Origin of the sequence: Roseovarius atlanticus (assembly GCF_019802205.1) — a bacterium.
Lineage (GTDB): Bacteria > Pseudomonadota > Alphaproteobacteria > Rhodobacterales > Rhodobacteraceae > Roseovarius > Roseovarius atlanticus_A.
Map to the genome: position 1 here is coordinate 1184440 of NZ_JAHVHQ010000003.1, position 26390 is coordinate 1210829.

Here is a 26390-nt window from a genome sequence, read left to right on the forward strand (position 1 = left end):
TGGCGCGCGGCCGTTCAAGAACCACCCGTCCCGGGCTTGACCCGGGACCTCTCGTGGCAAGAGCTCCCGACTCAAGTCCGGGACGACGCTTGCCCCCCGCGCGCCGTCATCCTCGGGCTCGACCCGAGGATCTCCGCATAAAGAGATCCCCGATCAAGTCCGGGATGACGGCCGCCTGAGGCAGCCGTCACTCCTCCGCCTCATCCACCGGCACGTACAGGTCCCCGCCCTCGCGGAACTTCGCGGCCATCTTCTCCATCCCTTCCTTCTGCGCCTCGGCGCGGATGTCGTGGCTGATCCGCATCGAGCAGAATTTCGGCCCGCACATGGAACAGAAATGCGCCACCTTGTGCGCTTCCTTGGGCAGGGTCTGGTCGTGGAACTCGCGCGCCGTCTCGGGGTCCAGCGACAGGTTGAACTGGTCCTCCCAGCGGAACTCGAATCGCGCGCGGCTCAGCGCATCGTCGCGCCGCTGCGCCCCCGGCAGGCCCTTGGCCAAATCGGCGGCATGGGCGGCGATCTTGTAGGTGATCACGCCGGTCTTCACATCGTCCCGGTCCGGCAGCCCCAGATGCTCCTTCGGCGTCACGTAGCACAGCATCGCGCAGCCGAACCACCCGATCATCGCCGCGCCGATCCCGCTGGTGATGTGGTCATAGCCCGGCGCGATATCCGTGGTCAGCGGTCCAAGCGTATAGAACGGCGCCTCGTGACAGCACTCCAGCTGCTTGTCCATGTTCTCCTTGATCTTGTGCATGGCGACATGGCCCGGCCCCTCGATCATCACCTGGCAGTCCTTGGCCCAGGCAATCCTGGTCAGCTCCCCCAAGGTCTCCAGCTCGGCAAACTGCGCCGCGTCATTGGCATCCGCGATGGAGCCGGGCCGCAGCCCGTCGCCAAGCGAGAACGACACGTCATAGGCCCGGCAGATATCGCAGATCTCCTCGAAATGCTCGTAGAGGAACGACTCGCGGTGATGGTGCAGGCACCACTTGGCCATGATCGACCCGCCGCGCGACACGATGCCCGTCACCCGGTCTACCGTCATCGGCACCATGTGCAGGCGCACGCCGGCGTGGATGGTGAAATAATCCACCCCCTGTTCCGCCTGTTCGATCAGCGTGTCGCGGAACACCTCCCAGGTCAGGTCCTCGGCAATGCCGTTCACCTTTTCCAGCGCCTGGTAGATCGGCACGGTCCCGATCGGCACGGGGGAATTGCGGATGATCCATTCGCGGGTGTTGTGGATGTTGCGCCCGGTGCTGAGGTCCATCACCGTGTCCGCCCCCCAGCGGATCGCCCAGACCAGCTTGTCCACTTCCTCTTCCATCGAGGAGGTCACGGCGGAGGTCCCCATGTTGGCGTTGATCTTCACCAGGAAATTGCGCCCGATGATCATCGGCTCAGCCTCGGGGTGGTTGATGTTGGCCGGGATGATCGCCCGGCCTGCCGCCACCTCGTCGCGCACGAACTCGGGCGTCACGACATCGGGAATGCTGGCGCCCCAGTCGTTGCCGTCTCGGGCCTCGGCCACCGCCTCGCGCATCTGGTTCTCGCGGATCGCGATGAACTCCATCTCCGGCGTCACGATGCCCGCCCGCGCATAGGCCAGCTGCGTCACCGCCTTGCCGTCCTTTGCGCGCAGCGGCGCAGCGATGTTGGGAAATTCCGGCGTCAGCCGGTCGCCCTCGACAAACCCGTTGTCCTCGGGCTTCACCACGCGGCCCTCGTATTGCTCGACGTCACCGCGCGCGGTGATCCAGTCACGCCGCAGCTTCGGCAGACCCTCGCGGATATCTGTCAGCACGTTGGGGTCGGTGTAAGGCCCGGAACTGTCATAGACGGGCAGGGGCTCTTCGCCGGACGTCGGATGCACGGAAATCTCGCGCATCGGCACGCGGATATCGGGGTATTGCGTGCCGTTCACGTAGATCTTGCGCGACGCGGGCAGCTCGCCCGTGGTGATCTTGGGATTGGGTACGTTCATTTTGGCGCTCCTCAAGCGGTTACTCGAAAAGACACCAGATGAGTCGTGGCTTGGGGGAAACGCGGGGGCGATGCGCCCCGTCTTCGGACGGCAACCCGGGCGGGCCCGAGGATGCGATCCTAGCTTCCTACGCCAGTGTCAACTGGGTCAGGTTCAAAGGGTCGCGTCACCGGGCATATGCCCTCGTCAGCCTCTCAGTCCCCTAGGCGGGACCCCCCTGCGTAAGCGGGAGGCTAGCGAAGCGTCGCCGTAATTTCAACGGATATTCGGAAAAAGCTGCGGCGGGTTTCGTATCAGACCGGCACGTCGTCGAAATTGCGCCGGGTCGTGGGGGCGGTGTCCCTGATATCGACCCTCAACGCCACGCCCATCAACTCCATCATACGTCGCGTCTCTTCGGTGTAGTCCGTGAACGCCTTTTGCATGAAGTCGCTCTGCGCCTGCATCAGCTCCTGCGGCGTCCTGCAGGCCAGCATCGCGCGCTGCGCCTCCAGGTCCTTCTCCAGCCGCTCGGTCACAAAGCGCATGCTTTCCTGCATCATGTCGAACCACGCCGTCGTGGCCACGGGGCTGAACGCGGCCATCGCGGCGACCATGCCGGCATGGGCCGGGTCGGTCGCGTCCGGGGTCTCGGTGGTCTTTTTCGTCGATTTTGCCATCTGCGCCACTCCTTCCGAGCTTCGGCAAAGGCCGCGGTGGCGCGGTCCTTGCGGGAATGTCGTCCGATCTGGCACACCACACCGAAACACGCGCCTCGCGCCATTCGGAACTGTAACAATTATATGACGTAGCCGGCCCGAGGTACAGCGCAACCGGGCCGCTGGGGGCCGCGCCGTTGTCGCACCCCCCGCGCGCCTCAGCCCTTGCGCACCCGGTAGAGCGTCACCGCCCCGTCCTCGACCGTCTCGATCAGCTCATGCCCCGCCTCGGCGCAGAAATGCGGCACGTCGATCACCGCCGCCGGATCATCCGCCCGCAGCACGATCACGTCGCCGGTGCCCAGCGGCTTCATCCGCTTGCGCAGCTTCAGCACGGGCAGGGGGCACAGAAGCCCTACGGCGTCGATGATCTCGGTCTCGCTCATGGCTGGGGAGGTAATCCAACCGTTACAGCCTGTCCACCGAGATGTGACCGCCCCGTGACCCTGCGTCGCGTGACGCCCCCTTCGTTTTGCAATACACGGGGGGCCATGTTCGGAATCGATCTCATAGACGCCACCCTGATCCCCGCCATGGCCATCGCGCTGGTGGCCGGCGTCTTCTCGTTTCTCAGCCCCTGTGTGCTGCCCATCGTGCCGCCTTACCTCGCCTACATGAGCGGCGTCACCGTCACTGACCTGCAAGCCGCCCGCGCCACGCGGAACAAGGCGATCCTGCCCGCGCTCTTCTTCGTACTGGGCCTGTCGACCGTGTTCCTTTTCCTCGGCTTCGCGGCCTCGGCCTTCGGCCGCGCCTTCCTGCAATACCAAGATTGGTTCAACACCGCCGCGGGCCTCATCGTCATGATCTTCGGCCTGCATTTCCTCGGCATCTTCCGCATCGGCCTCATGGACCGCGAGGCCCGGCTCGACGTGGGCGACAAAGGCGGCACCAGTTTCGGCGCCTATATCCTCGGCCTCGCCTTCGCCTTCGGCTGGACCCCCTGCATCGGGCCGCAGCTGGGCGCGATCCTGTCTCTCGCCGCCTCCGAGGCCTCGGTCACCCGCGGCACGCTCCTGCTCGCGGTCTACGCCGCGGGCCTGGGCATCCCCTTCCTGCTCGTGGCCGCCTTCCTGCCGCGCCTTTCCGGCCTCATGGCCTGGATGAAACGCCACATGGCGCAGATCGAGCGGATCATGGGGCTCCTGCTCTGGACCATCGGCCTCCTGATGCTGACCGGCGGGTTCGCCGCCTTCTCCTACTGGCTGCTCGAGATGTTCCCGGCGCTGGCCATGGTGGGCTAGGGGCGCCTGTCCGCCCCCGTCCCGGGCCCGACCCGGGACCTCGCCCAGCCGCGCCTCGGCATGAGATCCCGGATCATGTCCGGGATCCTCTGTCGCACAACAGCCTTACTCTTGCCCAAGACTTCGATTAACCTCTCCCCAAAGAAGAGGCCAAGACAGGTCTGGCATGAGCAGCCCCACCCAAGCCCAAGTCACCCGCCGCCGGGTGTTCTATATCCCGGGATACGATCCCATCCACCCGCGCCGCTACCGCGAGCTCTACCGCAAGGAGGGCGCGGAACAGGCGGGCCTCTCGGGCTATGCGCTGGATCTTTCCGCTCGCAAATCCGAAGGCCGCTATGGCTGGCAGGTCGACGCGCAGATCGACGGCGCCCGAGTCCATACCGAGTTCGACGTGCTGGTCTGGTCCGACATCGTCCGCGACAGCATGGAGCGCGGCATCGCCGGCACCTACCTGCAACTGATCCGCACCGCCTGGACCTATATCGCCTCCGGCGCGCTCTTCCGCCTGATGCGTCTGCGCAAGGGGCCGGTCATCGCCGCGCTCTACCCGGTGGGGTTCCTGATCGTGCAGCTTCTGATCGCCCTCGCGCTGGCCTACGCCCTGGGCCGCCTGCTGGCGCTTCTGCACTCCTACGCGGCCTGGGCGGGCCTCGCCGTGGTCCCGCCCGTGCTCCACTGGTTCAAGGCCCGCGACAACAAGCTCTTCGCCTACTACCTCATGCACGACTACGCCTATTCGGCCCAATCCAAGGGCGCCAACCCGCCCGAGCTGGAGGCGCGGATGGCCCAGTTCACCGACGAGATCGCCGCGGCACTCACCACGGAGGTGGACGAGGTGCTGGTGGTCGGCCATTCCTCCGGCGCGCATCTGGGCGTCTCCATCCTCGCCGACCTGATCCGCCAGGGCCGCGTGCCGCAGGACGGCCCGACGCTCTCTTTCCTCACGTTGGGGCAGGTCGTTCCCATGGTGTCCTTCCTTCGCAATGCCCACCGCCTCCGCGCCGATCTCCATTTCCTCTCGACCCGCGATGAACTCACCTGGGTCGACGTCACCGCGCCCGGCGACGGCTGCGCCTTCGCGCTCTGCGACCCCGTGGGTGTCTCGGGCGTCGCCCCCGAAAACCAGCGCTGGCCCCTGATCCTGTCGGCCGCCTTCACGCAAACTCTCAGCCCCGAGCGCTGGAAAGCCCTGCGCTGGCGCTTCTTCCGCCTGCATTTCCAGTATCTCTGCGCCTTCGACCGTCCCGGCGACTACGACTATTTCCAGATCACCGCCGGGCCCCAAACTCTCGGCCACCGCTACGCCGACCGCGCCCCGTCGCCCAGCCGCATCACCCGCGCCACCTCGGGCTTCACGAGCATGGCGGCATGACCCAGCCCCCCAAACCGCCGGCCCGGACGGGCCGCGTCTCGCTCTGGCGCTACATGCGGCTCTTCCGGGCCGACATCCTCTCGGCGCAGCCCGCACGGCTCTACCGCGCCTGGATGGCCGAATTCCGCACGCCCTTCTTCCGCTCCTACCTCTGCAACGAACCTGCGCTTGTCGACCTGGTGCTGAAGGAGCGCCCCGACGATTTCCCCAAATCCGACCGCGTGCGCGAAGGCCTCACGCCGCTTCTGGGCAACTCCGTCTTCGTCACCAATGGCGAGACCTGGAAACGCCAGCGCCGCATCATCGACCCGGCCTTCGAGGGCGGGCGCCTGCGCGACACCTTCCCCGCGATGCTGGCCGCGGGGCAGGGCGCCGTCGCCCGCCTGGCCGGGAACGCCACCGGCCAGCCCGTCGAGATCGAGGCCGAGACCAGCCATGTCGCCGCCGACGTGATCTTCCGCACGCTCTTCTCGATCCCGATCGAGGACGAGATCGCCACTCGCGTCTTCAACGAGTTCCGCGAGCACCAGCGCACCCAGCCCATGCTGAACCTTGCCGCCTTCCTGCCGCTGCCCCGCTGGTTCCCGCGCTTTCACCGGGCCAAAACCAAGGCCACCGCCCGCACCATCCGCGACCTCATCACCCGGCTGACAAGGCGTCGGATGGAGGAAATCGCCGCCGGCACCGCGCCGGACGATCTGGCCACCAAGATCATGACCACGACCGACCCCGAGACGGGCGACCGCTTCGACACGCCCGAGATGGTGGACCAGGTGGCGATCTTCTTTCTCGCGGGCCATGAGACCTCCGCCTCGGCCCTCGCCTGGGCGCTCTACCTGCTGGCCATGCACCCCGACTGGCAGAACCGTCTCGCGGCCGAGGCGCAAGGCGTGCTGACCGATGGCACAATGGGCTTTTCGGACATGGGCAAACTGCGCGTCTCGCGCGATGTCTTCCGCGAGACCCTGCGCCTTTACCCGCCCGTGCCGATGATGGTGCGCGAGGCCGCCTGTCCTGAAACCTTCCGCGACCGCGCGGTCCCGAAAGGCAGCCAGATCGTCCTCAGCCCGTGGCATCAGCACCGTCACGAGCGCCTCTGGGATCGCCCCGACGCGTTCGACCCCGCGCGCTTTGCCACCGAGAACGGCAAGGCCTGCCTGCGCACTGCTTACATGCCGTTCTCCGCCGGCCAGCGGGTCTGCACCGGGGCCGGATTCGCGATGATCGAGGGGCCGCTCCTGTTGTCCATGCTGGTCGCCGCCTACCGCTTCGACCTGGTGCCCGAACGCCCCGCCATGCCGGTGGCGCACCTGACCGTCCGCGGCAAGGACGGCATCTGGCTCAAGGTCACGCCGCGCGAATAGGCAGGGCAAATCTTTTCAGAAAAGATTTGCCAAAAGCTTTCTCAAAGCTTTTGGCTTCAGCACCAAACCGACACACGCTCGTTGTTGCAAAAGATCACGACCTGTCCGGCGTTCTCGACCGCATGATAGCCCCGTCGGGTTATCTCGCACCGGAACCGCTCACGCCCCACGATCCGCTCGATATCCCGCACGCTGCGTCGGACAACGCCGCCTTCTCGAGCGGCTTTCGCGTCGAAAATCTTCCGCATCCAGATATCGGCGGGCAACAAAAGAAGAAGCTCTGACATGGTACCACATGTGACGCGATTAGGGTTAAGAAGGGGTAAAGCCCGTGCGGCGTGTTCATCGGGCCGTCGCATGACGACGGCACCGCCGCATTACCACTCGGATACCGACGCGATACCGACGTGGGTTTTGGCGTTACCGGATCCGTTAACCTTTTTCCCGGTAATGCCGCAGAACGTAGAGCCGGATCGCCGACGCCAGCCCCATCTCCACGCCCCGCGCCGCGTCGATCCGGGCGGCCAGCAGGTTTACCGGCACATCTTCTTCGGCGGCTATCTCTTTGAAAGCCTTCCAGAAATCATCTTCCAGGGAAACGCTGGTGCGATGCCCGCGCAGGGTCAGCGACCGTTTGACCGGCCGGCTCACTCGTCGTCCAGGCGATGCTGCCGCAGCGCGTCTCGCGCCTTTTTCGCTCTTGCCTCGTCAACCTCTCGGTCAACCTTGGTCCGGCCGAATTTCACTGCGTTTTCATCAGCTTGCGCGCGCTTTTTCACGCGATTCTTCGCCTTCCGGACGCGGTTGAGATTGACGACCTCGCTCATGCGTCTTTCGGGCCGATCATGTCTTCGGGCCGCACCACTTCGTCAAAGGTCTTTTCGTCCACGAACCCCAGCGAAATTGCCTCTTCTTTCAACGTGGTACCGTTCTTGTGCGCTGTCTTGGCGACCTTGGTGGCATTGTCGTAGCCGATGGTCGGCGCCAGCGCCGTCACCAGCATCAGGCTTTCCTTCATCAGCTTCTCGATCCGGGGCTCGTTGGCCTCGATTCCCAGCAGCATCCGCTCGGTGAAGCTGTCCGCCGCGTCCCCCAAAAGTTGTATGGATTGCAACAGGTTATACGACATCATCGGGTTGTAGACATTGAGCTCGAAATGCCCTTGACTGCCGGCGAACTTGATCGCCGCATCGTTGCCCATCACGTGCGCCGCGACCTGTGTCAGTGCCTCGGCCTGCGTCGGGTTCACCTTGCCCGGCATGATCGACGATCCGGGCTCGTTCTCCGGCAGGATCAACTCGCCCAAGCCAGAGCGCGGGCCACTTCCCAAGAACCTGATATCATTGGCAATCTTGTAGCAGCTGCCGGCCACGGTCGCGATTGCGCCGGACAGGAAAACCATCGCGTCATGGGCCGCCAGCGCCTCGAACTTGTTGGGCGCGGTGACGAAGGGCAGGCCGGTGATCTCGGCCATATTCGCCGCCACCGTCTCGCCCCAGCCCTTGCGGGTGTTGAGGCCCGTGCCCACGGCCGTGCCCCCCTGGGCCAGCTCGTAAATGCCCGGAAGGCCGGTCTCGATCCGCGCGATTCCCTGGCGGACCTGGTGGGCGTAGCCCGAGAATTCCTGGCCCAGGGTCAACGGAGTCGCATCCTGCGTATGGGTGCGGCCGATCTTGATGATGTCCATGAATTCACGGGACTTATTCTCAAGCCCTTCGGCGAGTTTCTCCAGCCCCGGCAGCAGGACATCACGCACCGACATGGCCGCGGCAATATGCATCGCGGTCGGAAAGGTGTCGTTCGAGGATTGCCCCATGTTGCAGTGATCGTTGGGGTGAACGGGATCCTTGCTGCCGATGGTGCCGCCGAGGATCTCGATCGCGCGGTTGGCGATGACCTCGTTGGCGTTCATGTTCGATTGCGTGCCCGAACCCGTCTGCCAGACCACCAGGGGGAAATGATCGTCCAGCTTGCCCTCGACCACTTCGCCCGCCGCTTCGATGATTGCGTCCGCCAGCTTCGCGTCCAGAACGCCTGCCTCCTTGTTGGCCATGGCGCAAGCCTTCTTGATCACGCCGAGCGCGCGTACGATCGCAACCGGCTGTTTTTCCCAGCCGATGGGGAAATTCATCAACGAGCGCTGCGTCTGTGCCCCCCAGTATTTTTCCGCAGGAACCTCCAGCGGACCGAAACTGTCGGATTCTGTACGGGTAGAGGTCATGTCGGCTTCTCCTGGAACTGCTTTTGGGTTTCATACCGGACCAAGCGGAAAGATCAACGCCGTGTCTTATGAATTACCCTGTCGGCACTTCACTTGCGGAAGCTGTCGAGACTCACGACCTCGGCGTCCCGAGGCTTGGCGACGTCGTCTTCGTCGACCTCGACACTATCGGCTTCCTCCGATTCGCCGGCACTGTCGTCGATGTCCTCGTCTTCTTCGTCGTCTTCCTGAGACTCGAAGCGAAGCCCGAATTCGACCGACGGATCGACAAAGGTCTGGATCGCGTCATAGGGGATATACAACGTCTCGGGGCTGTCGCCGAAATTGAGTGTGACGGTGAACCCTTCGTCGGTGACGTCCAGATCGTCGAACCAGTGCTGCATCACCACGGTCATCTCGCTGGGATAGCGTTCGCGAAGCCAGTCGGCGAGTTCTGCATCTGGATGGGTCGTCTCGAAGGTGATGAAGAAATGATGCGCGCCGGGCAGTCCATTGTCCCGCACGCTGCACAGCACCTCCTGGATCAGGCCGCGCATGGCGCGATGCATCAGTTTTCCATAATCAATCGAATGCGGCATCTTGGTCCCCGAACCTCTCGCACCTCACAATAAGGGATTCGAAGCAAAACAAAAGAGGCCGCGCATCTCAGATCAACAGATCCACGCCCCATGCGAGTAAGGCCATGATCAGCAGGCCTGCTACCATCGGCACACGCATCACCAGATAGAGAAACGACGCAAGTGCGACCAGAACCGCATTCTGCGGCGAAAGATTCTCGAGCAGCAGGACGGGGCCATATCTGCCCTGTGATATCTCGGTGAAGAGAACGTGCAGGGTGAACCAGACTGCCAGGTTGAGGATCACGCCCGCGACACTGGCGGATATCGCATCGAACGCGCCCTTCAGGCGGGGGCGGGACAACAAAGACTCCACATAGGGAGCGGCGGCGAAAATCCAGAGAAAACAAGGGACGAACGTAACCCAAAGCGTCACGAGCGCGGCCACCGTGGCCAGTCCGGGGCCACCTTGCAGGAACCCCGCCATGAAACCGGCGAATTGCGTCACGAGGATAAGCGGCCCCGGCGTGGTTTCCGCAAGCCCGAGCGCGTCGATCATCTGGTCCGTGCTGAGCCAGCCGTAGGATTGCACGATTTCCTGCGTCATGTAGGCCAGCACGGCATATGCCCCGCCGAAGGTCACCACGGCGAGCTTGGAGAAGAACAGACCTATCTGCAAAAGCAGAGAGGCGTTCACGGCCCACAGGATCACGAGGGGCGCGGCCCAGATTGCCCCCCACAGCAGAACCGTGCGCAGGGTATTGCCCGGGTAGACCGGCGTCGACGCCTTGGTTTCGGGCGAGTTCGAAGGCGCGAAAACGAGTCCGATGGCGGCCGCGAGCGCGATGATGGCCGGGAAGGGGACCGACAGGAAAAATATTCCGACGAATGCGGCGAGCGCGAGCGCATAGGCGAGCCCGCCTTTCAATGCCCGGCGCGACAGCTTGTAAAGGGCCTGAAAGACGATGATGACCACGGCGGCCTTGATGCCGGCGAACAAGACCTGCACCAGGGGCAACTGGCCGAAATAGGCGTATCCGAACGCCAGCGCGAAGATGACCGCGGCGCCCGGAAGCACGAACAACAGCCCCGCCAGCAGGCCCCCCGGAACGCCGCGCAGCTTCCAGCCCGCGTAGGTGGCCAGTTGCATCGCCTCGGGCCCTGGCAGAAGCATGCAGAACGACAACGCTTGCAGAAACTGCGTCTCGGTCAGCCATTTGTGGCGGTCCACCAGCTCTGTCTGCATAAGGGAAATCTGCGCGGCAGGCCCGCCGAAGGACAAAATCCCGATCCGCCCGAACACGCGGAACATCTTGCTAAGCGATACCGTCATCGCGCATCTCGCGTCACTGGCCAGTCATGGCCTTCGTCATAGCCGTCGCGGGCCCATCGGTACAGTCCATCGTGGATCGGCATTCCGGACGGCAACTGAACACGGTCGTTTCGAAGCTGTCGTGACAGGCTGATCGAGACGCGATTGCGCAACGTTCAGTGCATGCGACTTAGGGTCATAGCCTCACGGGGTCGTCGCAGATATGCCCCACATCCTGATGTGGCGAATTGGAAAGTCGGGCCATGCCTGTCGGAACATGATGCGACGTCGGCGCGTTAATAAGGATTGATGGGGTTTATTTCATGACACTGAACACTTCTGCCGAGTACCGCGACGCACTTGCCAAATTACAGGTTCGGATCAGGGACACGCTGGCGGGCTATGACGAGATCCTCGATCGGGCAGAGCCCGGTATCCGCCCTCTGATGGAAAGGTTTTCCGCAGCGCATGCGGCGCACGAGGCAGATTTGTCGGCGCAGTTGCGTACGCATGGATGTGTGCCAGACGAGGACGGCAGTTTCTTTTCCACTGTACAGCGCCTCGTCATCAAGACCCGTGCGGTCTTTGATGACATCGACGAAGACGTGCTCAATTCGGTGATAAAAGGCGAGGAACGGATCATGCAGCTTTACGACGAGGCGATGGCCGCAGCGCGCGATGAAGAGGATCTGTCGCTTCTCAGTCGCCAGCGGGGGCAGATCGCACGGCTGGTTCAGGATGCGAGACACCTCGCAGACTGACGCGCGCTGCCGCGACAGCAAGGGATTTCCCAAGGCATTGTGAAATAGGTGAAGTGCAGGCTTCTGTTGCCAGGTGCCTGCGAACCCCGCCTGACCTTGCTAGAGGCCAGGACTTAAGTTTCGGTTACTCCGACTGCTTACGCAGCCATTGCGACCGGAGCACGATTGTCGTTGGCAATTATGCTTAGCGAACCGATAACGGTGGTATCTCACCGGGACAAAGCAAACCCCTTTAGACGTTCGTCGATCCTGTTTCGGCCCCATATCCCTCCAACGACGGGTGATTGGTGGAGCCGCCGGGTACCGCCCCCGGGTCCGATCCGCTTATTACGAGCGCGTTTATGTCCATAGTCCCGAAGGACACCACCAACATAGTTACGTCATCGGATTTTGCAACGGGATGCAGGAGCATGAATGCCGAAAATTCGGGCGAATCCGTTGCCGATGTGCCTGGACAGTTTGCATGGCACCCGTTCAGTGCGCCCTTAGACAAGCTCGCAAATCCCCTTTGCCGTGCATGGGTCATGTCGCTTGCGCCAGGAAATAGGCCGCATTTCATTGAAGTTCGGTCGTCAAACGGGTTAGTCTTGCTCCGACAGGGCAGTCCGTGGGTTCGCCATGGATCCCTGGGGACCTGCGCACGCAGCCGAAAAGAGCCGCGACAAACGGTGCGCAACAGGAGGGACACACATGTTCAAAAAGATCATGGCTCCGGTCGATTTGGCACATATGGATCGTCTCGAGAAGGCGCTCAAATGTACCGCAGACCTGGCCAAGCACTACGATGCCGAAGTGATTTTTGTCGGCGTCACAAGTTCCACCCCGAGTTCCATGGCCCACACGCCTGCCGAGTACGCGGAAAAGCTCGACGCGTTCGCGAAAGATCAGGGATCGACCAACGGCTTCACCGCGTCAGGCGACGCGCTGGTCAGCCACGATCCAAGTTCCGACGTGGACGACATCCTGCTGAAGGCGGTCAAGGACACTGGCGCTGATCTGGTCGTGATGGCCAGCCATGTCCCGAACATCATGGACTACGTCTGGCCGTCCAACGGCGGAAAGATCGCGGAACACGCCGAATGCTCGGTCATGGTTGTCCGCACCTGATCGCGTCTAGCGCTGCCCAAATCAAGTTTTACACAGAGGAGGTCGTGCATGGCCGACGAAACGACAAACCAGGGGATCCCGGAGCCGGAAGGCACCACGAACCTCATACAGACCGACTACAAGATCGGTCAGGACAATATCGAAACCAAGATCGGGCCGTTCGGTCTTGATATCCACAACCCGGTCTTTCTGATTTCGGGTCTCGCGATCGTCGCGTTCGTTTTTTACGCGCTGGCCCTGCCTGAGCAGGCCTCGGGCCTGTTTGACTGGCTCTTCAGCGCCGTCACCAAGGGCTTTGACTGGTTCTTCCTTGGCGCTGCCAACATTTTCGTGATTTTCTGCCTGTTCCTGATCGTGACGCCCTATGGCTCGGTCCGACTGGGCGGGACGGATGCAACACCGGACTATTCCTACATAGGCTGGTTCGCGATGCTGTTCGCTGCCGGCATGGGCATCGGTCTGCTGTTCTTTGGCGTGTCCGAACCGATGAGCCATTTCTCCAGTTCGCTGGGTGGAACATCGATGGAGGAGGGCGTGCGGACGGACTGGGCGCCACTTGGAGCCGCGGGCGGTGACGAGGCGGCGGCACAACGCCTGGGCATGGCCGCGACCATCTTTCACTGGGGTCTGCATCCCTGGGCGATCTACGCGGTCGTCGCGCTTGCCTTGGCGCTGTTTTCCTACAACAAAGGTTTGCCGCTGACGCTGCGCTCGGCCTTCTATCCGATCTTCGGCGATCGTGTCTGGGGCTGGACCGGCCATATCATCGACACGCTGGCGGTTTTCGCTACGCTGTTTGGCCTCGCCACTTCGCTGGGTTTCGGTGCGGAACAAACGGCGTCGGGTCTGACCTATCTCTTCGGCAGCGGTGACGCGGCTGAAGGCACGCGGTCGTTCATGGGCATCGCCTATGGCAACAGCGAGGAAAGCGGTGTCGAGAACAACCCGCTTCTGCTGGTGATCCTGATCTCGGCCATTACCGCGGTTGCCCTGGTCTCGGTCGTCCGGGGCCTGGATGGCGGCGTGAAGGTCCTGTCGGAGATCAACATGGGCCTTGCAGCGCTGTTGTTGCTGTTCGTGTTCTTCGTGGGCGGTCCGATCTTCCTGATCACGCTGTTTTTCGACAGCATCTGGGCCTACCTGCAGAATCTCGTTGCCCTGTCCAATCCGCTTGGCCGTGAAGACTTGAACTTCAGCCAGGGATGGACCTCGTTCTATTGGGCCTGGTGGATCAGCTGGTCGCCCTTCGTCGGCATGTTCATCGCCCGCGTCAGCCGCGGTCGTACGGTGCGCGAATTCGTGACCTGCGTCTTGATCATCCCGACGCTCGTCTGCGTGCTCTGGATGACCGTCTTCGGCGGCACCGCGCTCAACCAGGTGGTCAGCGACGGATACACCGGCGCAAAAGATGCGGCTCTGGAACTGAAGCTGTTCTACATGCTGGACCAGTTGCCGCTGGCGACGATCACGTCGGTGATCGGCATCATCCTAGTAATCGTGTTCTTCGTCACCTCGTCGGACTCGGGCAGCCTTGTGATCGACACGATCACGGCCGGCGGCAAGGTCGATGCTCCGGTGGCGCAGCGCGTGTTTTGGTGCATCTTCGAGGGCGCCGTGGCCGTCGTGCTGTTGATCGGCGGGGGGCTTTCCTCGCTGCAATCGGCGGTAATCTCGACAGGCCTGCCGTTCACCTTGGTACTGCTGGTCATGTGCTACGCAATCTGGCGCGGTCTGGCGTCCGAGAAACGCGCCTGACGCAGCCAGCGGCAACGCTGGCACCACGATAACTTTGAAGCCCCCCGAGTTCTTGCACCTCGGGGGGCTTTGCTGTTTGGTCAGCCCGAACAATCGGGGAGGGTTGGATGACGAGAGCTTTGGACATTGATTTCGTGCGGGCGCAGTTCCCCGCCTTCGCCGAACCTGGCCTTAACGGACAGGCCTTTTTCGAGAACGCGGGCGGATCCTACACCTGTGCGCCGGTGTTAGAGCGGCTGACGCGGTTCTACCATCAGCGCAAGGTTCAACCTTATGGCCCTTTTGAGGCCAGCCGTCTTGGCGGCGAGGAGATGGACGAGGCCCGAACACGGTTGGCCGCGATGCTTGGCGTCGCGACCGACGAGCTGAGCTTTGGGCCTTCCACGACGCAGAACACATATGTCCTGGCGCAGGCCTTCCGTGACTGGATGAACCCTGGCGACGCAATTATCGTGACGGATCAGGATCACGAAGCGAATTCCGGCCCATGGAGACGCCTGGGCGATGCGGGTATCGAGATTCGCGAATGGAGGATCGACAGCGAAACGGGTCTCTTGCGGCTGGACGATCTGGAGGCTTTGCTGGACGAAAGGGTCAGGCTGGTCTGTTTTCCGCATTGTTCGAATATCGTCGGGGCGGTGAACCCGGTGGTCGAGATCACGGCCGCGGCCCATGCCGCCGGAGCGTTCGTCTGCGTAGACGGCGTCTCTTACGCGCCGCACGGGTTCGTCAACGTGGGCGATCTGGGTGCCGATATTTACCTGTTCTCGGCCTACAAGACATACGGGCCGCATCAGGGGATCATGACGATCCGGCGCGAGCTGGGTGAGATACTGCCCAACCAGGCGCATTGGTTCAATGCCGACAGCCTGTACAAGCGGTTCACGCCGGCGGGGCCCGACCACGCGCAGGTGGCGGCCTGCGCCGGAATGGCAGATTACTATGACGCACTGGCGGAACATCATGGCTGCACCGGGGACGCGGCAGAGCGAAGCGCCGGTGTGCACGATCTCATGCGGGCGCATGAGACCGCGTTGCTTCAGCCCTTGTTGGATTACCTGGCGGACAGGAATACGCTGCGCCTGATCGGGCCGCGCGACGCAGCTTTGAAAGCGCCCACAGTGGCGGTCGAATTGCCCGGCCCCGGGCGCGAGATGGCCGAAAAACTGGCGGCTCATGGGATTATGGCCGGTGGTGGAGACTTCTACGGGGCGCGGCCGTTGCAATCCATGGGGATTGATCTGGACAAGGGCGTACTGAGGCTTAGCTTCGTGCATTACACAAACAAGGCCGAAGTGGACAAACTGTTGACTGCTTTGGAAACTTGTCTTTGATCCACGGGGAAATGCAGGCCGTATAGCCCCTGACTGACGCGGGGGGACGACGAGCTTGGCGGATACAAAACCCACACTTCTTTGGTTGCGCCGCGATCTGCGGCTGTCGGATCATCCGGCGCTGACCGCCGCGGTCAACCGCGGCGGTCCCGTGGTTCCGGTGTTTGTTCGCGACAAGCTGGTGGATGACCTTGGGGCGGCACCGAAATGGCGCTTGGGTCTGTCGCTGGCGGATCTCGATAAACGGCTGCGCGAAAAGGGCAGCCGCATCGTGTTCCGCGCAGGCAAGGCTGCCGACGTTCTGAAGGACCTGGCGAAAGAGACCGGGGCAGGGGCGGTCTACTGGTCGCGGGCCTATGACCCGGATGCGATCGAACGGGATACCGAGGTGAAATCGTCCCTCAAGAACGCAGGCATCGAGGCCGAAAGTCATACCGGCCACCTGTTGTTCGAGCCCTGGACCGTCGAGACGAAGGCCGGCGGTTTCTACAAGGTCTACACGCCGATGTGGCGGGCCGTTCGAGACCGCGACGTGGATGCCCCGTTATCTGCGCCCTCGAAGGTTCCCGCGCCTTCAAGCTGGCCGAAATCCGACGATCTGGACGACTGGAACCTGGGCGCGGCAATGGACCGGGGCGCCGAGGTTTGCCTGCCGCACCAGCGCGTGGGCGAAGAGGCGGCGCATGGCCGGCTGGGGTGGTTTACCGGCCAGGCGATCTCCGATTACGGAAAACAGCGCGACTTTCCAGCGGAAGACGGCACCTCGGGGCTGTCGGAAAACCTGACCTACGGCGAGATTTCCCCGACACAATGCTGGCATGCCGGGCAGCGGGCGTTGCAGGACGGCGGCGGCAAGGGCGCCGAGACCTGGCTGCAGGAACTGGTCTGGCGCGAATTCGCGTATCACCTGATCTACCACACACCCCGGATGAAAGACCGCAACTGGCGCGAGGAATGGGACGCGTTTCCGTGGAACGACGATGAACGCCGCGCGGAGGTCAAGGCGTGGAAGCAGGGCCGCACCGGCGAACCCTTCGTCGATGCCGCGATGCGCGAGATGTACGTCACGGGCAAAATGCACAACCGCGCCCGGATGATCGTCGCCAGCTACCTGACCAAGCACCTGATGACGCATTGGAAAGTGGGCCAAGCATGGTTCGACGACTGCCTGACGGACTGGGATGTGGCGTCGAACGCGATGGGCTGGCAATGGGCGGCCGGCAGCGGACCGGACGCGACGCCTTATTTCCGTGTCTTCAACCCCGAAACCCAGCTGGACAAGTTCGATCCGGACGGGGCCTACCGCCGCCGCTGGATCGCAGAGGGGCAAAGCCGCCCGACGAAAACCGCCCTCAGCTATTTCGATGCGATCCCGCGCAGTTGGACGATGCGGCCAGACGACATCTATCCCGAGCGCATCATCAGCCTTTCAGAAGGCCGTGAGCGTGCGCTGAGAGCCTATGAAGAGAGACCGTTTTGAATTCCCCGAGACCATCCGCCGGCGCCGCGCCCCCGGTTGCAACCGCTAAGACGGTGCGTGAGACGATCCTGACCGACACTACCGGCCAGACCGCGCTGCCGCGGTATTTCTCCAGGATGTTCGAGGTTGCCGGGACACTTCAGCACGGGCGACTTGATATCGGCCTCGAGGATGGCCGCGTTTTTCGTGTCGATGGCCAGGCGCCGGGCCCCGTGGCACGGATCGACGTTCACAATCACGACCTGTTTGCCCGTATGCTGCGCGAGGGATACCTGGGTTTTTGCGACGCCTACCTGGAGGGATGGTGGACCACGCCGGACCTTCAGGCCTTCATGGACCTAGTCAACAGCGACAACGACGACATGTACAACGGCTATCCCGGCCAGAAAATCGTCGAAATATATGAAAAGCTCCGCTTCTGGTTTCAGCGGAATACCAGGAAACAGGCCCGGCGCAACATCAGCTATCATTACGACCTGGGCAATGATTTCTACCGTCTGTGGCTGGACGAGACGATGACGTATTCCAGTGCCATCTTCGAAACCGGGCAGGAAAGCCTGGAGGCTGCGCAGACCGCGAAATATGCCTCGATGGTCGACCAGATGGGGGCGAAGCCGGGCGATCACGTGCTCGAAATCGGCTGTGGCTGGGGCGGGTTCGCCGAGTATGCCGCCGGGACGAGGGGGCTGCGGGTCACCTGCCTGACGATCAGCGAAGAGCAGTTCAAGTACGCGCAGGATCGCATCGCGACTGCCGGATTGTCCGACCTCGTGACCTTCAAGCTGCAGGATTACCGCGATGAGACGGGCCATTACGACGGCATCGCCAGCATCGAGATGTTCGAGGCTGTCGGCGAACAATATTGGCCGGTCTATTTCGACGCGGTGCGCGAGCGTCTGAAACCCGGCGGCCAAGCGACGCTGCAGATCATCACCGTGGGGGATGATCGTTTCGAAACCTACCGAAACGATGTGGACTTCATCCAGAAGTACATCTTTCCGGGCGGCATGTTACCCAGCCCAGGCGCTCTGAAAGCCCAGGTGGAACGGGCCGGTCTGCTGTTCCGGCAGTCGATCGAGTTCGGCGAAAGCTACAGCCAGACTCTGCGTCGCTGGCACGACACCTTCAACGAGAAATGGGATCAGATAGCCAGGATGGGCTTCGATACCCGCTTCAGGCGGATGTGGAATTTTTATCTCACCTCTTGTGCGGCGGCGTTTCATACGGGTAACTGCGATGTAACACAGATTACAATCGCAAGGCCCAGCAAGGAATGCCCGTAACCGACAGTATGCCCAGCACCGGAAGAGGCGTCGCTGCGATATTGATGGCGATCCTGGCCTGGTACGCATCCGAAATGTTCCGGCCTCTTATGCCGGAGGGCACCGGCTTTGGCTGGTTCAACGAGGTCAATGTCGTGCTTGGGCTTCTTTCGGGGTGGATCGTGATCGGATCGCGCTTGAACTACGGCTACAGCAACGCGATCGGTGCGGGGCTGACAGGCGTGGGCGCTCTGGTGTTCTGGGCGCTCTTCCTGCAGAGCTTCAACGAGATGCTACGGCTGGCGCTGGAGAAGCGCTATGACGGTCCCGTCGAAGGGATTATCGCCATTTTCGAGATCGGAATAGATTACCTGTTCACGATGTGGCACATACCGCTGATCGTGCTTCTCGTGGTGGGCGGCATCGTGATCGGTCTGGTCTCGGAATGGGTTGCGCGGCGCTGGCGCTGACCGGATGACGCGGGTGGTTCTTGACGGTCCGACGTGGACCGACACTTTGATCCGGCGCGTCGCAGGCGTCACCGTGGTGCCCGACGAGACAATGCGAATGCTGGAGGGGGTGGCGGCGGATCGTGCGATCTTTTTCGCCGAAGTCGCCGGCCTTTCATGCGAAGAGAGGTCTGACGACACCGTGCTTCGGGCGGATGAAGCCCTTTGCGCAAGGGTACTGGAATGCGCCGCGGACGAAATCATGGGATATTTCGGGCGACGGTCCGTGCAAGAGTTGGCGCCTCTTCGTCAGATGATCTTGGCGCGCGCCGCGGCGCAAGCCGCCGCCGAACGGATGCCGGCGCCGGCGGACCTTCGAAGTGCCACGCGTGGCGCCGAGGTCGAGATACCTTCCCACGACACACCGCATGAAGGGTTCTACCTGACCCGCAGCTATCGCCTGCGTCACCCGCGGTTCGATGGCGGGATGAGCAATACCGTAAGCCGAGAGGTTTTTGTGGCCTCCGACGCAGCCGTCGTGCTGCCCTACGATCCTCGCCGCGACAGAATTCTGCTTGTCGAGCAGTTCCGCATGGGTCCGTTTGGCCGTGGTGATCCGCTGCCCTGGGTGCTCGAGCCGGTCGCGGGCCGTGTCGATGCCGGCGAAACACCCGAACAGGCGGCGCGGCGCGAATGCCGCGAGGAGGCCGACCTGGAATTGGCGCAGCTCCTGCATGTCAGCTCCCATTATTGCTCACCGGGATGCTCGTCCGAGGTGTTTCATTGCTATGTCGGGCTGTGCGAATTGCCGGAAACAGGAGAGACACATGGAGGGCTGGAGGCCGAGCATGAGGACTTGCGCCGCCACGTCATCGGCTTTGACGCGGCCATGGCGATGACGCGCACGGGCGAAGTGAATATAGGCCCGCTCTTTGCATTGTTGCTCTGGCTCGAACGCGAACGCACGCGCCTGCGCGCATCTGCTTGAGTTCACGGCGGTTCCGCCTTAATCAGACTTGGAATACCCGATTTAAGGAGCCTCAGCGATGCGGATCGCCAAGGATCTGGCCGACGCGGTCGGAAACACCCCCCTCATCAAGTTGCGCAAGGCCAGCGAAGAAACCGGCTGCGACATCTATGGCAAAGCCGAGTTCCTGAATCCCGGCCAGTCGGTCAAGGATCGGGCCGCACTGTCGATCATCACGGATGCTGTCGCTCGCGGTGATCTCAAACCGGGCGGGACAATCGTCGAAGGAACGGCCGGTAACACCGGCATAGGGCTGGCGCTGGTTGGCGCGTCCATGGGTTTCAAGACCGTGATCGTGATCCCGGAAACGCAAAGCCAGGAAAAGAAGGACATGCTGACGCTTGCCGGCGCAGAGCTTGTTCAGGTTCCGGCCGCGCCCTATTCGAACCCCAACAATTTCGTGCGCTACTCCGAGCGGCTGGCGCAGAAGCTGTCGGAGACCGCCGAGAAGGGCGTAATCTGGGCCAACCAGTTCGACAACACCGCCAACCGTCAGGCCCATGTCGAAACCACCGGCCCCGAGATTTGGGACCAGACGAATGGCAAGGTCGACGGCTTCATCTGTGCTTGCGGGTCGGGCGGCACATTGGCGGGCGTTTCGATGGCGCTTCAGTCCAAGGGCGTCAAGATGGGTATCGCCGACCCGATGGGAGCAAAGCTCTATTCGTGGTACACGACCGGCGAACTGGAAGCCGAGGGCAGTTCAATAGCCGAAGGCATCGGTCAGGCGCGGATTACCGCCAACCTCGAAGGCTTCACCCCTGATTTCGCCTACCAGATACCGGACGAAGAGGCTTTGCCGATTGTCTTCGACCTGCTTGAACATGAGGGGCTGTGCATGGGAGCCTCTACCGGGGTGAACGTGGCAGGAGCAATCCGAATGGCCCGCGACATGGGGCCGGGGCACACGATCGTCACCATTCTGTGCGACTATGGCACGCGCTACCAGTCCAAGCTCTTCAACCCGGAATTCCTGCGTGAGAAAAACCTGCCGACACCCGGCTGGCTGACCGAGGCGCCGCGCAGCATTCCCGGGGTCTTTGTCGAATGACCCACCTCATGCGCTGCCTGATCGCCGTAGCGCTGTTGATGTCCGGGCTTGCCGCCCCGGTTACCTTGTCACTTCTCGCGACTGCGCCGCCCGCCATGGCACAGTCGCAGCGGTCATCCTCCGAGATTGACTACGACGCATGGGACCGGGTGGCATCCCGCGCCGACGAAGCGATCGAGGCCGGTCGCGCTTCGACCAACGCGCTGGAGACCCTGCGCAGCGACCTGGCGGATTGGCGACAGCGGTTCCTGGACGAGCAGGACACCAATCGAAACGCGATACAGACAGTGACGCGGCAACTCGAAGCCCTGGGTCCGCCACCCGAGGAAGGCGAGTCGGAAGTTGCGGAAATTGCCGCGGCGCGAAAGCTTCTCAACGATCGTATGGCGCGGCTGCGTGAACCTGTACGCTTGGCCGAACTGGCTCATACCCGCGCCGACGGATTGATCCAAGGGATCGACGCTATCATCCGGGAACGTCAGCGAGACGAGATCATGCAATTCGGGCCGTCTCCGCTGAACCCGGTCCATTGGCCGGAAGGGCTGGCGGCGCTCGGCAGTACGTTCGCAGCCCTCAGATCCGAAGCCGACGCAGCCTGGCGCAATCCGATCCAGCGCGATGAAACCAGGAAGGATATTCCGGTCATCCTCGTCTTGTCGGCGATCGGCCTGGTGCTGGTCGGCAGGGGACGAAAATGGACTCATGCCCTGACGCGCAAGATACTGGGAGAAGACCCGGGCGCGGCGCGCTGGATCGTCGGTTTCATCGTCTCGATGGGAAGCCTGTTCCTGCCCTTTTTCGGGGTCTATTTCCTGATCGAAGCGCTTTCAAGCAGTGGCTTCGTGGGATTGCGCGGCGGGCGGATTCTGGACGTGTTCGGGCCGCTGGTCTTCGCATTCCTTCTGGCGCGTTGGCTTGCCTCGCGCGTTTTCCCGGCAAAGGAGGCGCGCACGTTACCCCTGAACCTGTCGCAGCAGAGCCGCCGCAAGGGGCGATTCTACGGGATGCTTCTCGGCGGTTTGGCCGCGGGCAGTTTCTTTCTGCAACAGGTGGGCGAGATCGCGCAATGGAGCAGGCCTGCCTCGGTCGTGATCCTGTACCCTCTGATGGTCTTGTGCTGCCTCTTGGTCTTCCGGATTGCAAATCTGTTGCGCGAGCATGTAAGAGCCGATGCCGAGGATGACGGCGAGGAAACCTACCGCTCGCGCATGACCGGCATCCTCGCCTTTCTCATGACCGCACTGGCCATCATTGTGCCGGTGCTCGGCGCGGTGGGCTATTTCCGGCTGGCGCAGGCCCTGCTGTATCCGTCGCTGGGTTCGATCGAGCTTCTGGCGATGCTGCTTGTGCTGCAGCGTGTCGTGGTCGAGGTCTACGTCCTTATCACCAAGAACCGTGCCGGTGCGGCCGAGTCTTTGATCCCGATCCTGGTCGGGGTGGTTCTGGTTGTTCTCTCGCTGCCGATTTTCGCGCTTTTGTGGGGCGCTCGGGTTGCAGACCTGACGGAACTCTACAGCCGGGCCGCCGAAGGGTTCTTTATCGGTGAGACGCGGATATCGCCCACGATATTCCTTACATTCGCGTTCATATTTGTGCTGGGCTATTTCGCCACGCGCCTTTTGCAAGGGGCGCTGAAGAATACCATCCTGCCCAAGACCAGGATCGACACCGGGGGCCGCCATGCCATCCTGTCCGGCGTGGGGTATGTCGGGATATTCCTTGCAGCCGTGATCGCCATTACCAGCGCGGGCATCGACCTTACCGCGCTCGGCTATGTCGCCGGGGCATTGTCCGTCGGTATCGGGTTCGGTCTGCAGAACGTGGTGTCCAATTTTGTCAGCGGTATCATTCTGTTGGTGGAGCGTCCCATTTCCGAAGGCGATTGGATCGAGGTCGGCGGCATTCACGGCAACGTCAAGGATATCTCGGTGCGCTCGACGATCATCCAGACCTTTGACCGCTCGGATGTTATTGTCCCGAATGCCGATCTGGTTTCGGGGCGTGTGACAAACTATACCCGCGGCAACACCGTCGGGCGACTTATCGTGCCGGTTGGCGTGGCCTATGGAACCGACACCCAGATGGTCGACAGGATCCTGCAGGAAATCGCGGAGGCGCACCCGCTGGTGTTGTTGAACCCGCCGCCCTTCGTGGTGTTCCGCGGTTTCGGTGCCGATTCACTGGATTTCGAGATCCGCGCGATTCTGCGCGACGTCAACTATATCCTGACCGTTCATTCGGAGATGAACCATCAGATTGCACACCGTTTCGCGGAAGCCGGGATAGAAATACCGTTCGCCCAGCGCGACATCTGGATCCGCAACGCCGAAGTCCTGAACGGTGGGACCCGCGAAGACGGGGTGGCGGCGCAAGCCACCAAGCCGTCCAGCCCGAACTTTCCGACCGCCCCACGCCAAAAGGACGAGCCACCGGACATGGACGGCGACGCCGATGGCGGCGGTGGAGCGGGAGACGGCCGTTGATCGGCCTTGCTCCGAGGGCGCGGTCACGCGCAAGAAAGCGCTTGAACTGGACTTGTCGCTGACGATAAAGAGGCCTGACCGGAGAGGTGGCCGAGTGGTCGAAGGCGCACGCCTGGAACGCGTGTAGGCGGGAAACCGTCTCCAGGGTTCGAATCCCTGTCTCTCCGCCACTTGCCATACCCAACGATTATCGGCGTTACCCTGACAAATCGACGTCCGCGCGCCAAAGACTCCACGCACTTGCCTTCCCAGGTTTGTTCTGCAACCAAAAGGCAGAAAGCGGGTCGGACCCGGATTGCGTAGGGCGACGAAAGCCCGTAGGGTTTAGAAAGGTTCCCTGAACCTTGCTCGAACCACGGGCTGCCGCCGTGCGTAGATTCCCCACCGCCGAGAACCGGATAGGTTTCTTCGGGTGGGTGACAACGAACGCAACGATGAACACCGGATACCATGAGAGCTCCGCCGAGTTATCCAACGTCGCGCGGCGCCGGCTCTCAAGCGACCTGCCGGACCCTTTCACGGCCTGGAGCCATCCATCGCACGGCAGGACTCACTGGACCGCCTGCGCTTGCCGACATGGGTTTCCGCGACGGGCACAAGGCCAGCGATCCAGCGGCCTTGCTGCCAGATGGTATCGCCGGGCGGGGGCAGAACGCCGTCGACGATGACATCGCCCACCTCACCTTCGGCATGGGCGGACACGACATGGATCGTCCTGACCGACCGCATGTCACAGCGCCTTGCACAGCCGCAGCGCGTCGAAGATCGCCGCGTGGGTATTGCGCGAGGCCACGGCGTCTCCGATGCGGAACAAGCGATAGGCGCCGTCCCGGTTTCGCGTCAGATCCTGCGCGCGGCCCTCGATCAGCGCGTCGTAATCGACTTCCCCCAGATTGGACGATCCGGGACGCAGATCGAAATAGAGATCGTCGAGCGGGCGCGTCCCGTGATTGACGACAACCTGATCGACTTTGCGTTCGCGATGCACGCCTCCGTAATCACTGCCGATCGTGGCCAGAAGGGCGTTGCCCTCGCGGCGAACGGCGTCAAGCCGCCACATCACCGTGAACGTCACGTCGTGTTTCTGAAGGGTCCGCATGGATGGTGTCAGGGACATGCCCATGACCTCGGGCGAGAAACTGCGGTCGCGGGTCATGATCTCGACCTTCGCGCCGGTCGCGGCGATTTTCTCGGCGGCCTGGAGCGCGGCGAAATCACCTGCCTCGTCGTAGATCAGCACGTTGCTGCCCGGCTGCGCGTCACCCGACAGGATGTCCCAGGCGGTGATCACCAGGTCTTCGCCGCCGCCCGGAACCTCGCTGTGGGGCAATCCACCCGTGGCAATGATCGCGACATCGGGCGCGTGGTCTCGCACGGTGTCTGCGTCAGCCAACGAGTTGAAACGAAAGGAAACGCCCAAGCGTTGACATTCCTCGAAGCGCCACTGGATCAGTTGCATCATTTCCTTTCGACGGTCTGTCTGCGCGGTCAGGCGAACCTGCCCGCCGGGATCGTTTGCGGCCTCGTGCACGACGACCTCGTGCCCGCGCGCCGCCGATACACGGGCGGCTTCCAGACCGGCCGGGCCAGCGCCGACGACCAGCACTCTGCGGCGGGTGTCCGCAGGCGGGACCTCGTGAGGCTGCTCGGTCTCGCGACCCGTGGCAGGGTTGTGAAGGCAAAGTGCCATGCCACCTTGATAGATCCGGTCAAGGCAGTAGTTCGCGCCCACGCAAGGTCGGATACGCTCCTCTTCTCCGCGCATGATCTTGGCGATGATATGCGGCTCGGCGATATGGGCACGAGTCATCCCGACCATGTCAAGTTTGCCGGTGGCGATGGCATGGCGGGCGGTCGCCACGTCCTGTATTTTTGACGCGTGAAAGGTCGGAATCTGCGCCTCGGCGCGTATCTCGCCGGCAAAGTCCAGATGCGGACTGGACCGCATGCCCTGAACCGGGATCACGTCCGTCAGAGCGGCATCCGTTGCGACATGGCCACGGATGACGTTCAGAAAATCGACCATTCCGCAGGACTTGAGTCGCTTGGTAATCTCGATCCCGTCATCCCGGGTGAGGCCGCCCTGCTTGTCCTCGTCAGCGACGTAGCGCATGCCGACTATGAATTCATCCCCGACACGTGCCCGGATGGCAGACAGGACGTCCATGGTAAAGCGCAGCCGGTTGTCGAAGTTTTCGCCGCCATACGGCCCATCGAGGTGATTCAATTGCGAGGACCAGAAGGCATCCATCAGGTGGCCGTATGCCTCGAGTTCGATCCCGTCCAGACCGGCCGCCTGCATCCGCTCGGCCGCATCGGCATAGTCCTGGATGATGCGCGCGATATCCCAGTCTTCCATCTTCTTGGGGTATGCCCGGTGCGCGGGTTCGCGGGTGTGTCCGGGTGCCAGGCTGGGCAACCAATCTCCCTTGTCCCAGCGCGTGCGCCAACCGAGGTGTGTCAACTGAATCATCACCGCGCATCCATGGTCGTGGCACGCGTCGCTCAGCGCCTTCATGTGCGGCACGACCTCGTCTCGGTAGGCCAGGATATTGTTGAAAGCCGGCGGGCTGTCGCGGGACACGACGGCGGAACCTGCCGTCATGGTCAATGCAACGCCGCCTCGCGCACGCTCGACGTGATAGGCTCGATAGCGCTCGGTGGGCAGGCCGTCCTCGGGGTACGCCGGTTCGTGACTGGTGATCATCAGCCGGTTTTTCAGCGTCAGATGCTTGAGTTGAAACGGCTGGAGAAGGGGGTCGTGCGTCAAGGGCAGGCTCCTTTGCTGACAGTGCGACTGTTCGGGAAAATGTGTCGGCGCGTCAAGCTGGCGTCTGTGGTGGAACTCGTGCCAATCAAAGAAGAGGCCGGCGAGCGCCCCGGGTTCGACTTGGACGCACGGAGCCGGTGCGGTCGTGCGGCG

23 protein-coding genes, 1 tRNA gene, 1 other RNA gene, 1 pseudogene and 1 riboswitch are annotated in these 26390 nt (G+C 62.6%); of the genes and pseudogenes, 15 read left to right on the forward strand and 11 right to left on the reverse strand.

The window, feature by feature from the left end; translation table 11 throughout:
* Positions 1-187 precede the first annotated feature (187 nt).
* From thiC to KUV49_RS11660, 3 genes are all read right to left on the reverse strand, one after another.
* Complete coding sequence (gene thiC / locus KUV49_RS11650; protein ID WP_222450089.1) at positions 188-1987, reverse strand: phosphomethylpyrimidine synthase ThiC; 1800 nt, start codon at positions 1985-1987, stop codon at positions 188-190.
* Positions 1988-2094: 107 nt separating this feature from the next.
* Positions 2095-2216, reverse strand: a riboswitch (TPP riboswitch).
* A 64-nt stretch (positions 2217-2280) separates the two neighbouring features.
* The gene (locus tag KUV49_RS11655) at positions 2281-2646 is read right to left on the reverse strand and encodes a phasin family protein (RefSeq protein ID WP_222450090.1); all 366 of its coding nucleotides are present in this window, start codon (positions 2644-2646) and stop codon (positions 2281-2283) included.
* 197 nt (positions 2647-2843) lie between these two features.
* Positions 2844-3071 (reverse strand): sulfurtransferase TusA family protein, encoded by a 228-nt coding sequence (locus tag KUV49_RS11660; RefSeq protein WP_222450091.1) that lies wholly within the window; start codon positions 3069-3071, stop codon positions 2844-2846.
* Between the two features lie 105 nt (positions 3072-3176).
* Here KUV49_RS11660 and KUV49_RS11665 point away from each other — a divergent pair, with 105 nt between their 5' ends.
* The 4 genes from KUV49_RS11665 to KUV49_RS21660 all read left to right on the forward strand — a co-directional run bounded on the left by KUV49_RS11665 (position 3177) and on the right by KUV49_RS21660 (position 6952).
* A complete protein-coding gene (locus tag KUV49_RS11665; RefSeq protein ID WP_222450092.1) occupies positions 3177-3929 on the forward strand; it encodes a cytochrome c biogenesis CcdA family protein in 753 nt (250 codons plus the stop codon).
* A 166-nt stretch (positions 3930-4095) separates the two neighbouring features.
* Entirely contained in the window at positions 4096-5304 is a 1209-nt protein-coding gene (locus KUV49_RS11670; RefSeq protein ID WP_222450093.1) for a hypothetical protein, read from the forward strand.
* Positions 5301-6668, forward strand: coding sequence for a cytochrome P450 (locus KUV49_RS11675; RefSeq protein WP_222450094.1), 1368 nt, complete (start codon positions 5301-5303; stop codon positions 6666-6668). Before KUV49_RS11670 ends, KUV49_RS11675 begins: the two co-directional genes overlap by 4 nt.
* 26 nt (positions 6669-6694) lie before the next feature.
* Positions 6695-6952 (forward strand): hypothetical protein, encoded by a 258-nt coding sequence (locus tag KUV49_RS21660; RefSeq protein ID WP_222483199.1) that lies wholly within the window; start codon positions 6695-6697, stop codon positions 6950-6952.
* A gap of 148 nt (positions 6953-7100) precedes the next feature.
* Here the strand turns inward: KUV49_RS21660 and KUV49_RS11685 are convergent, their stop codons facing one another.
* The 5 genes from KUV49_RS11685 to chrA all read right to left on the reverse strand — a co-directional run bounded on the left by KUV49_RS11685 (position 7101) and on the right by chrA (position 10779).
* Complete coding sequence (locus KUV49_RS11685) at positions 7101-7319, reverse strand: ribbon-helix-helix domain-containing protein (protein WP_222450096.1); 219 nt, start codon at positions 7317-7319, stop codon at positions 7101-7103.
* Positions 7316-7495: a DUF4169 family protein gene (locus KUV49_RS11690; protein WP_222450097.1), complete on the reverse strand. Its 180-nt coding sequence runs from the start codon at positions 7493-7495 to the stop codon at positions 7316-7318. The genes KUV49_RS11685 and KUV49_RS11690 overlap by 4 nt, the downstream gene beginning before the upstream one ends.
* A complete protein-coding gene (gene fumC, locus KUV49_RS11695) occupies positions 7492-8889 on the reverse strand; it encodes a class II fumarate hydratase (RefSeq protein WP_222450098.1) in 1398 nt (465 codons plus the stop codon). The genes KUV49_RS11690 and fumC overlap by 4 nt, the downstream gene beginning before the upstream one ends.
* 89 nt (positions 8890-8978) lie before the next feature.
* Positions 8979-9467 (reverse strand): SspB family protein, encoded by a 489-nt coding sequence (locus tag KUV49_RS11700; protein WP_222450099.1) that lies wholly within the window; start codon positions 9465-9467, stop codon positions 8979-8981.
* 67 nt (positions 9468-9534) lie between these two features.
* Complete coding sequence (gene chrA, locus KUV49_RS11705; RefSeq protein WP_222450100.1) at positions 9535-10779, reverse strand: chromate efflux transporter; 1245 nt, start codon at positions 10777-10779, stop codon at positions 9535-9537.
* 302 nt (positions 10780-11081) lie between these two features.
* Between chrA and KUV49_RS11710 the strand changes: the two genes are divergently transcribed.
* The gene (locus KUV49_RS11710; protein ID WP_222450101.1) at positions 11082-11519 is read left to right on the forward strand and encodes a DUF2383 domain-containing protein; all 438 of its coding nucleotides are present in this window, start codon (positions 11082-11084) and stop codon (positions 11517-11519) included.
* Positions 11520-11571: 52 nt separating this feature from the next.
* Here KUV49_RS11710 and ssrA read toward each other — a convergent pair.
* Positions 11572-11920: a transfer-messenger RNA gene (gene ssrA / locus KUV49_RS11715) on the reverse strand.
* Between the two features lie 289 nt (positions 11921-12209).
* On the opposite strand from ssrA, the gene KUV49_RS11720 reads away from it, so the two are divergent.
* The 10 genes from KUV49_RS11720 to KUV49_RS11765 all read left to right on the forward strand — a co-directional run bounded on the left by KUV49_RS11720 (position 12210) and on the right by KUV49_RS11765 (position 23637).
* Entirely contained in the window at positions 12210-12626 is a 417-nt protein-coding gene (locus KUV49_RS11720; protein WP_222450102.1) for a universal stress protein, read from the forward strand.
* 48 nt (positions 12627-12674) lie between these two features.
* The gene (locus tag KUV49_RS11725) at positions 12675-14381 is read left to right on the forward strand and encodes a BCCT family transporter (protein ID WP_222450103.1); all 1707 of its coding nucleotides are present in this window, start codon (positions 12675-12677) and stop codon (positions 14379-14381) included.
* 107 nt (positions 14382-14488) lie between these two features.
* The gene (locus tag KUV49_RS11730; protein WP_222450104.1) at positions 14489-15715 is read left to right on the forward strand and encodes an aminotransferase class V-fold PLP-dependent enzyme; all 1227 of its coding nucleotides are present in this window, start codon (positions 14489-14491) and stop codon (positions 15713-15715) included.
* 55 nt (positions 15716-15770) lie between these two features.
* Positions 15771-17195 carry a cryptochrome/photolyase family protein gene (locus KUV49_RS11735; protein WP_222450105.1) on the forward strand — a complete coding sequence of 475 codons (1425 nt, stop codon included), beginning with the start codon at positions 15771-15773 and terminating at the stop codon, positions 17193-17195.
* 116 nt (positions 17196-17311) lie between these two features.
* Complete coding sequence (locus tag KUV49_RS11740; RefSeq protein WP_222450980.1) at positions 17312-18478, forward strand: SAM-dependent methyltransferase; 1167 nt, start codon at positions 17312-17314, stop codon at positions 18476-18478.
* An 8-nt stretch (positions 18479-18486) separates the two neighbouring features.
* Entirely contained in the window at positions 18487-18927 is a 441-nt protein-coding gene (locus KUV49_RS11745) for a TrgA family protein (protein WP_315899504.1), read from the forward strand.
* Positions 18928-18931: 4 nt separating this feature from the next.
* Complete coding sequence (locus tag KUV49_RS11750; RefSeq protein WP_222450107.1) at positions 18932-19894, forward strand: NUDIX domain-containing protein; 963 nt, start codon at positions 18932-18934, stop codon at positions 19892-19894.
* Between the two features lie 58 nt (positions 19895-19952).
* Complete coding sequence (locus tag KUV49_RS11755; RefSeq protein WP_222450108.1) at positions 19953-20984, forward strand: cysteine synthase A; 1032 nt, start codon at positions 19953-19955, stop codon at positions 20982-20984.
* Positions 20981-23467, forward strand: a complete 2487-nt coding sequence (locus KUV49_RS11760) for a DUF3772 domain-containing protein (protein WP_222450109.1) — start codon at positions 20981-20983, stop codon at positions 23465-23467. The genes KUV49_RS11755 and KUV49_RS11760 overlap by 4 nt, the downstream gene beginning before the upstream one ends.
* 80 nt (positions 23468-23547) lie before the next feature.
* A tRNA-Ser gene (locus KUV49_RS11765) sits at positions 23548-23637 on the forward strand.
* Positions 23638-24070: 433 nt separating this feature from the next.
* Here the strand turns inward: KUV49_RS11765 and KUV49_RS21720 are convergent.
* Together KUV49_RS21720 and KUV49_RS11775 are read right to left on the reverse strand one after the other, a co-directional pair.
* Positions 24071-24196: pseudogene (locus tag KUV49_RS21720) on the reverse strand (proline racemase family protein); the annotation flags it as partial.
* A gap of 1 nt (position 24197) precedes the next feature.
* Positions 24198-26237, reverse strand: coding sequence for an NADH:flavin oxidoreductase (locus KUV49_RS11775; RefSeq protein ID WP_222450981.1), 2040 nt, complete (start codon positions 26235-26237; stop codon positions 24198-24200).
* Positions 26238-26390: the final 153 nt, after the last annotated feature.

Bases quoted from the DNA above. Each gene is read 5' to 3' on its own strand.
- thiC (WP_222450089.1), bottom strand. From the start codon at position 1,987: ATGAACGTACCCAATCCCAAGATCACCACGGGCGAGCTGCCCGCGTCG.
- KUV49_RS11655 (WP_222450090.1), bottom strand. From the start codon at position 2,646: ATGGCAAAATCGACGAAAAAGACCACCGAGACCCCGGACGCGACCGAC.
- KUV49_RS11660 (WP_222450091.1), bottom strand. From the start codon at position 3,071: ATGAGCGAGACCGAGATCATCGACGCCGTAGGGCTTCTGTGCCCCCTG.
- KUV49_RS11665 (WP_222450092.1), top strand. From the start codon at position 3,177: ATGTTCGGAATCGATCTCATAGACGCCACCCTGATCCCCGCCATGGCC.
- KUV49_RS11670 (WP_222450093.1), top strand. From the start codon at position 4,096: ATGAGCAGCCCCACCCAAGCCCAAGTCACCCGCCGCCGGGTGTTCTAT.
- KUV49_RS11675 (WP_222450094.1), top strand. From the start codon at position 5,301: ATGACCCAGCCCCCCAAACCGCCGGCCCGGACGGGCCGCGTCTCGCTC.
- KUV49_RS11690 (WP_222450097.1), bottom strand. From the start codon at position 7,495: ATGAGCGAGGTCGTCAATCTCAACCGCGTCCGGAAGGCGAAGAATCGC.
- fumC (WP_222450098.1), bottom strand. From the start codon at position 8,889: ATGACCTCTACCCGTACAGAATCCGACAGTTTCGGTCCGCTGGAGGTT.
- KUV49_RS11700 (WP_222450099.1), bottom strand. From the start codon at position 9,467: ATGCCGCATTCGATTGATTATGGAAAACTGATGCATCGCGCCATGCGC.
- chrA (WP_222450100.1), bottom strand. From the start codon at position 10,779: ATGACGGTATCGCTTAGCAAGATGTTCCGCGTGTTCGGGCGGATCGGG.
- KUV49_RS11710 (WP_222450101.1), top strand. From the start codon at position 11,082: ATGACACTGAACACTTCTGCCGAGTACCGCGACGCACTTGCCAAATTA.
- KUV49_RS11720 (WP_222450102.1), top strand. From the start codon at position 12,210: ATGTTCAAAAAGATCATGGCTCCGGTCGATTTGGCACATATGGATCGT.
- KUV49_RS11725 (WP_222450103.1), top strand. From the start codon at position 12,675: ATGGCCGACGAAACGACAAACCAGGGGATCCCGGAGCCGGAAGGCACC.
- KUV49_RS11730 (WP_222450104.1), top strand. From the start codon at position 14,489: ATGACGAGAGCTTTGGACATTGATTTCGTGCGGGCGCAGTTCCCCGCC.
- KUV49_RS11740 (WP_222450980.1), top strand. From the start codon at position 17,312: ATGTTCGAGGTTGCCGGGACACTTCAGCACGGGCGACTTGATATCGGC.
- KUV49_RS11745 (WP_315899504.1), top strand. From the start codon at position 18,487: ATGCCCAGCACCGGAAGAGGCGTCGCTGCGATATTGATGGCGATCCTG.
- KUV49_RS11750 (WP_222450107.1), top strand. From the start codon at position 18,932: ATGACGCGGGTGGTTCTTGACGGTCCGACGTGGACCGACACTTTGATC.
- KUV49_RS11755 (WP_222450108.1), top strand. From the start codon at position 19,953: ATGCGGATCGCCAAGGATCTGGCCGACGCGGTCGGAAACACCCCCCTC.
- KUV49_RS11760 (WP_222450109.1), top strand. From the start codon at position 20,981: ATGACCCACCTCATGCGCTGCCTGATCGCCGTAGCGCTGTTGATGTCC.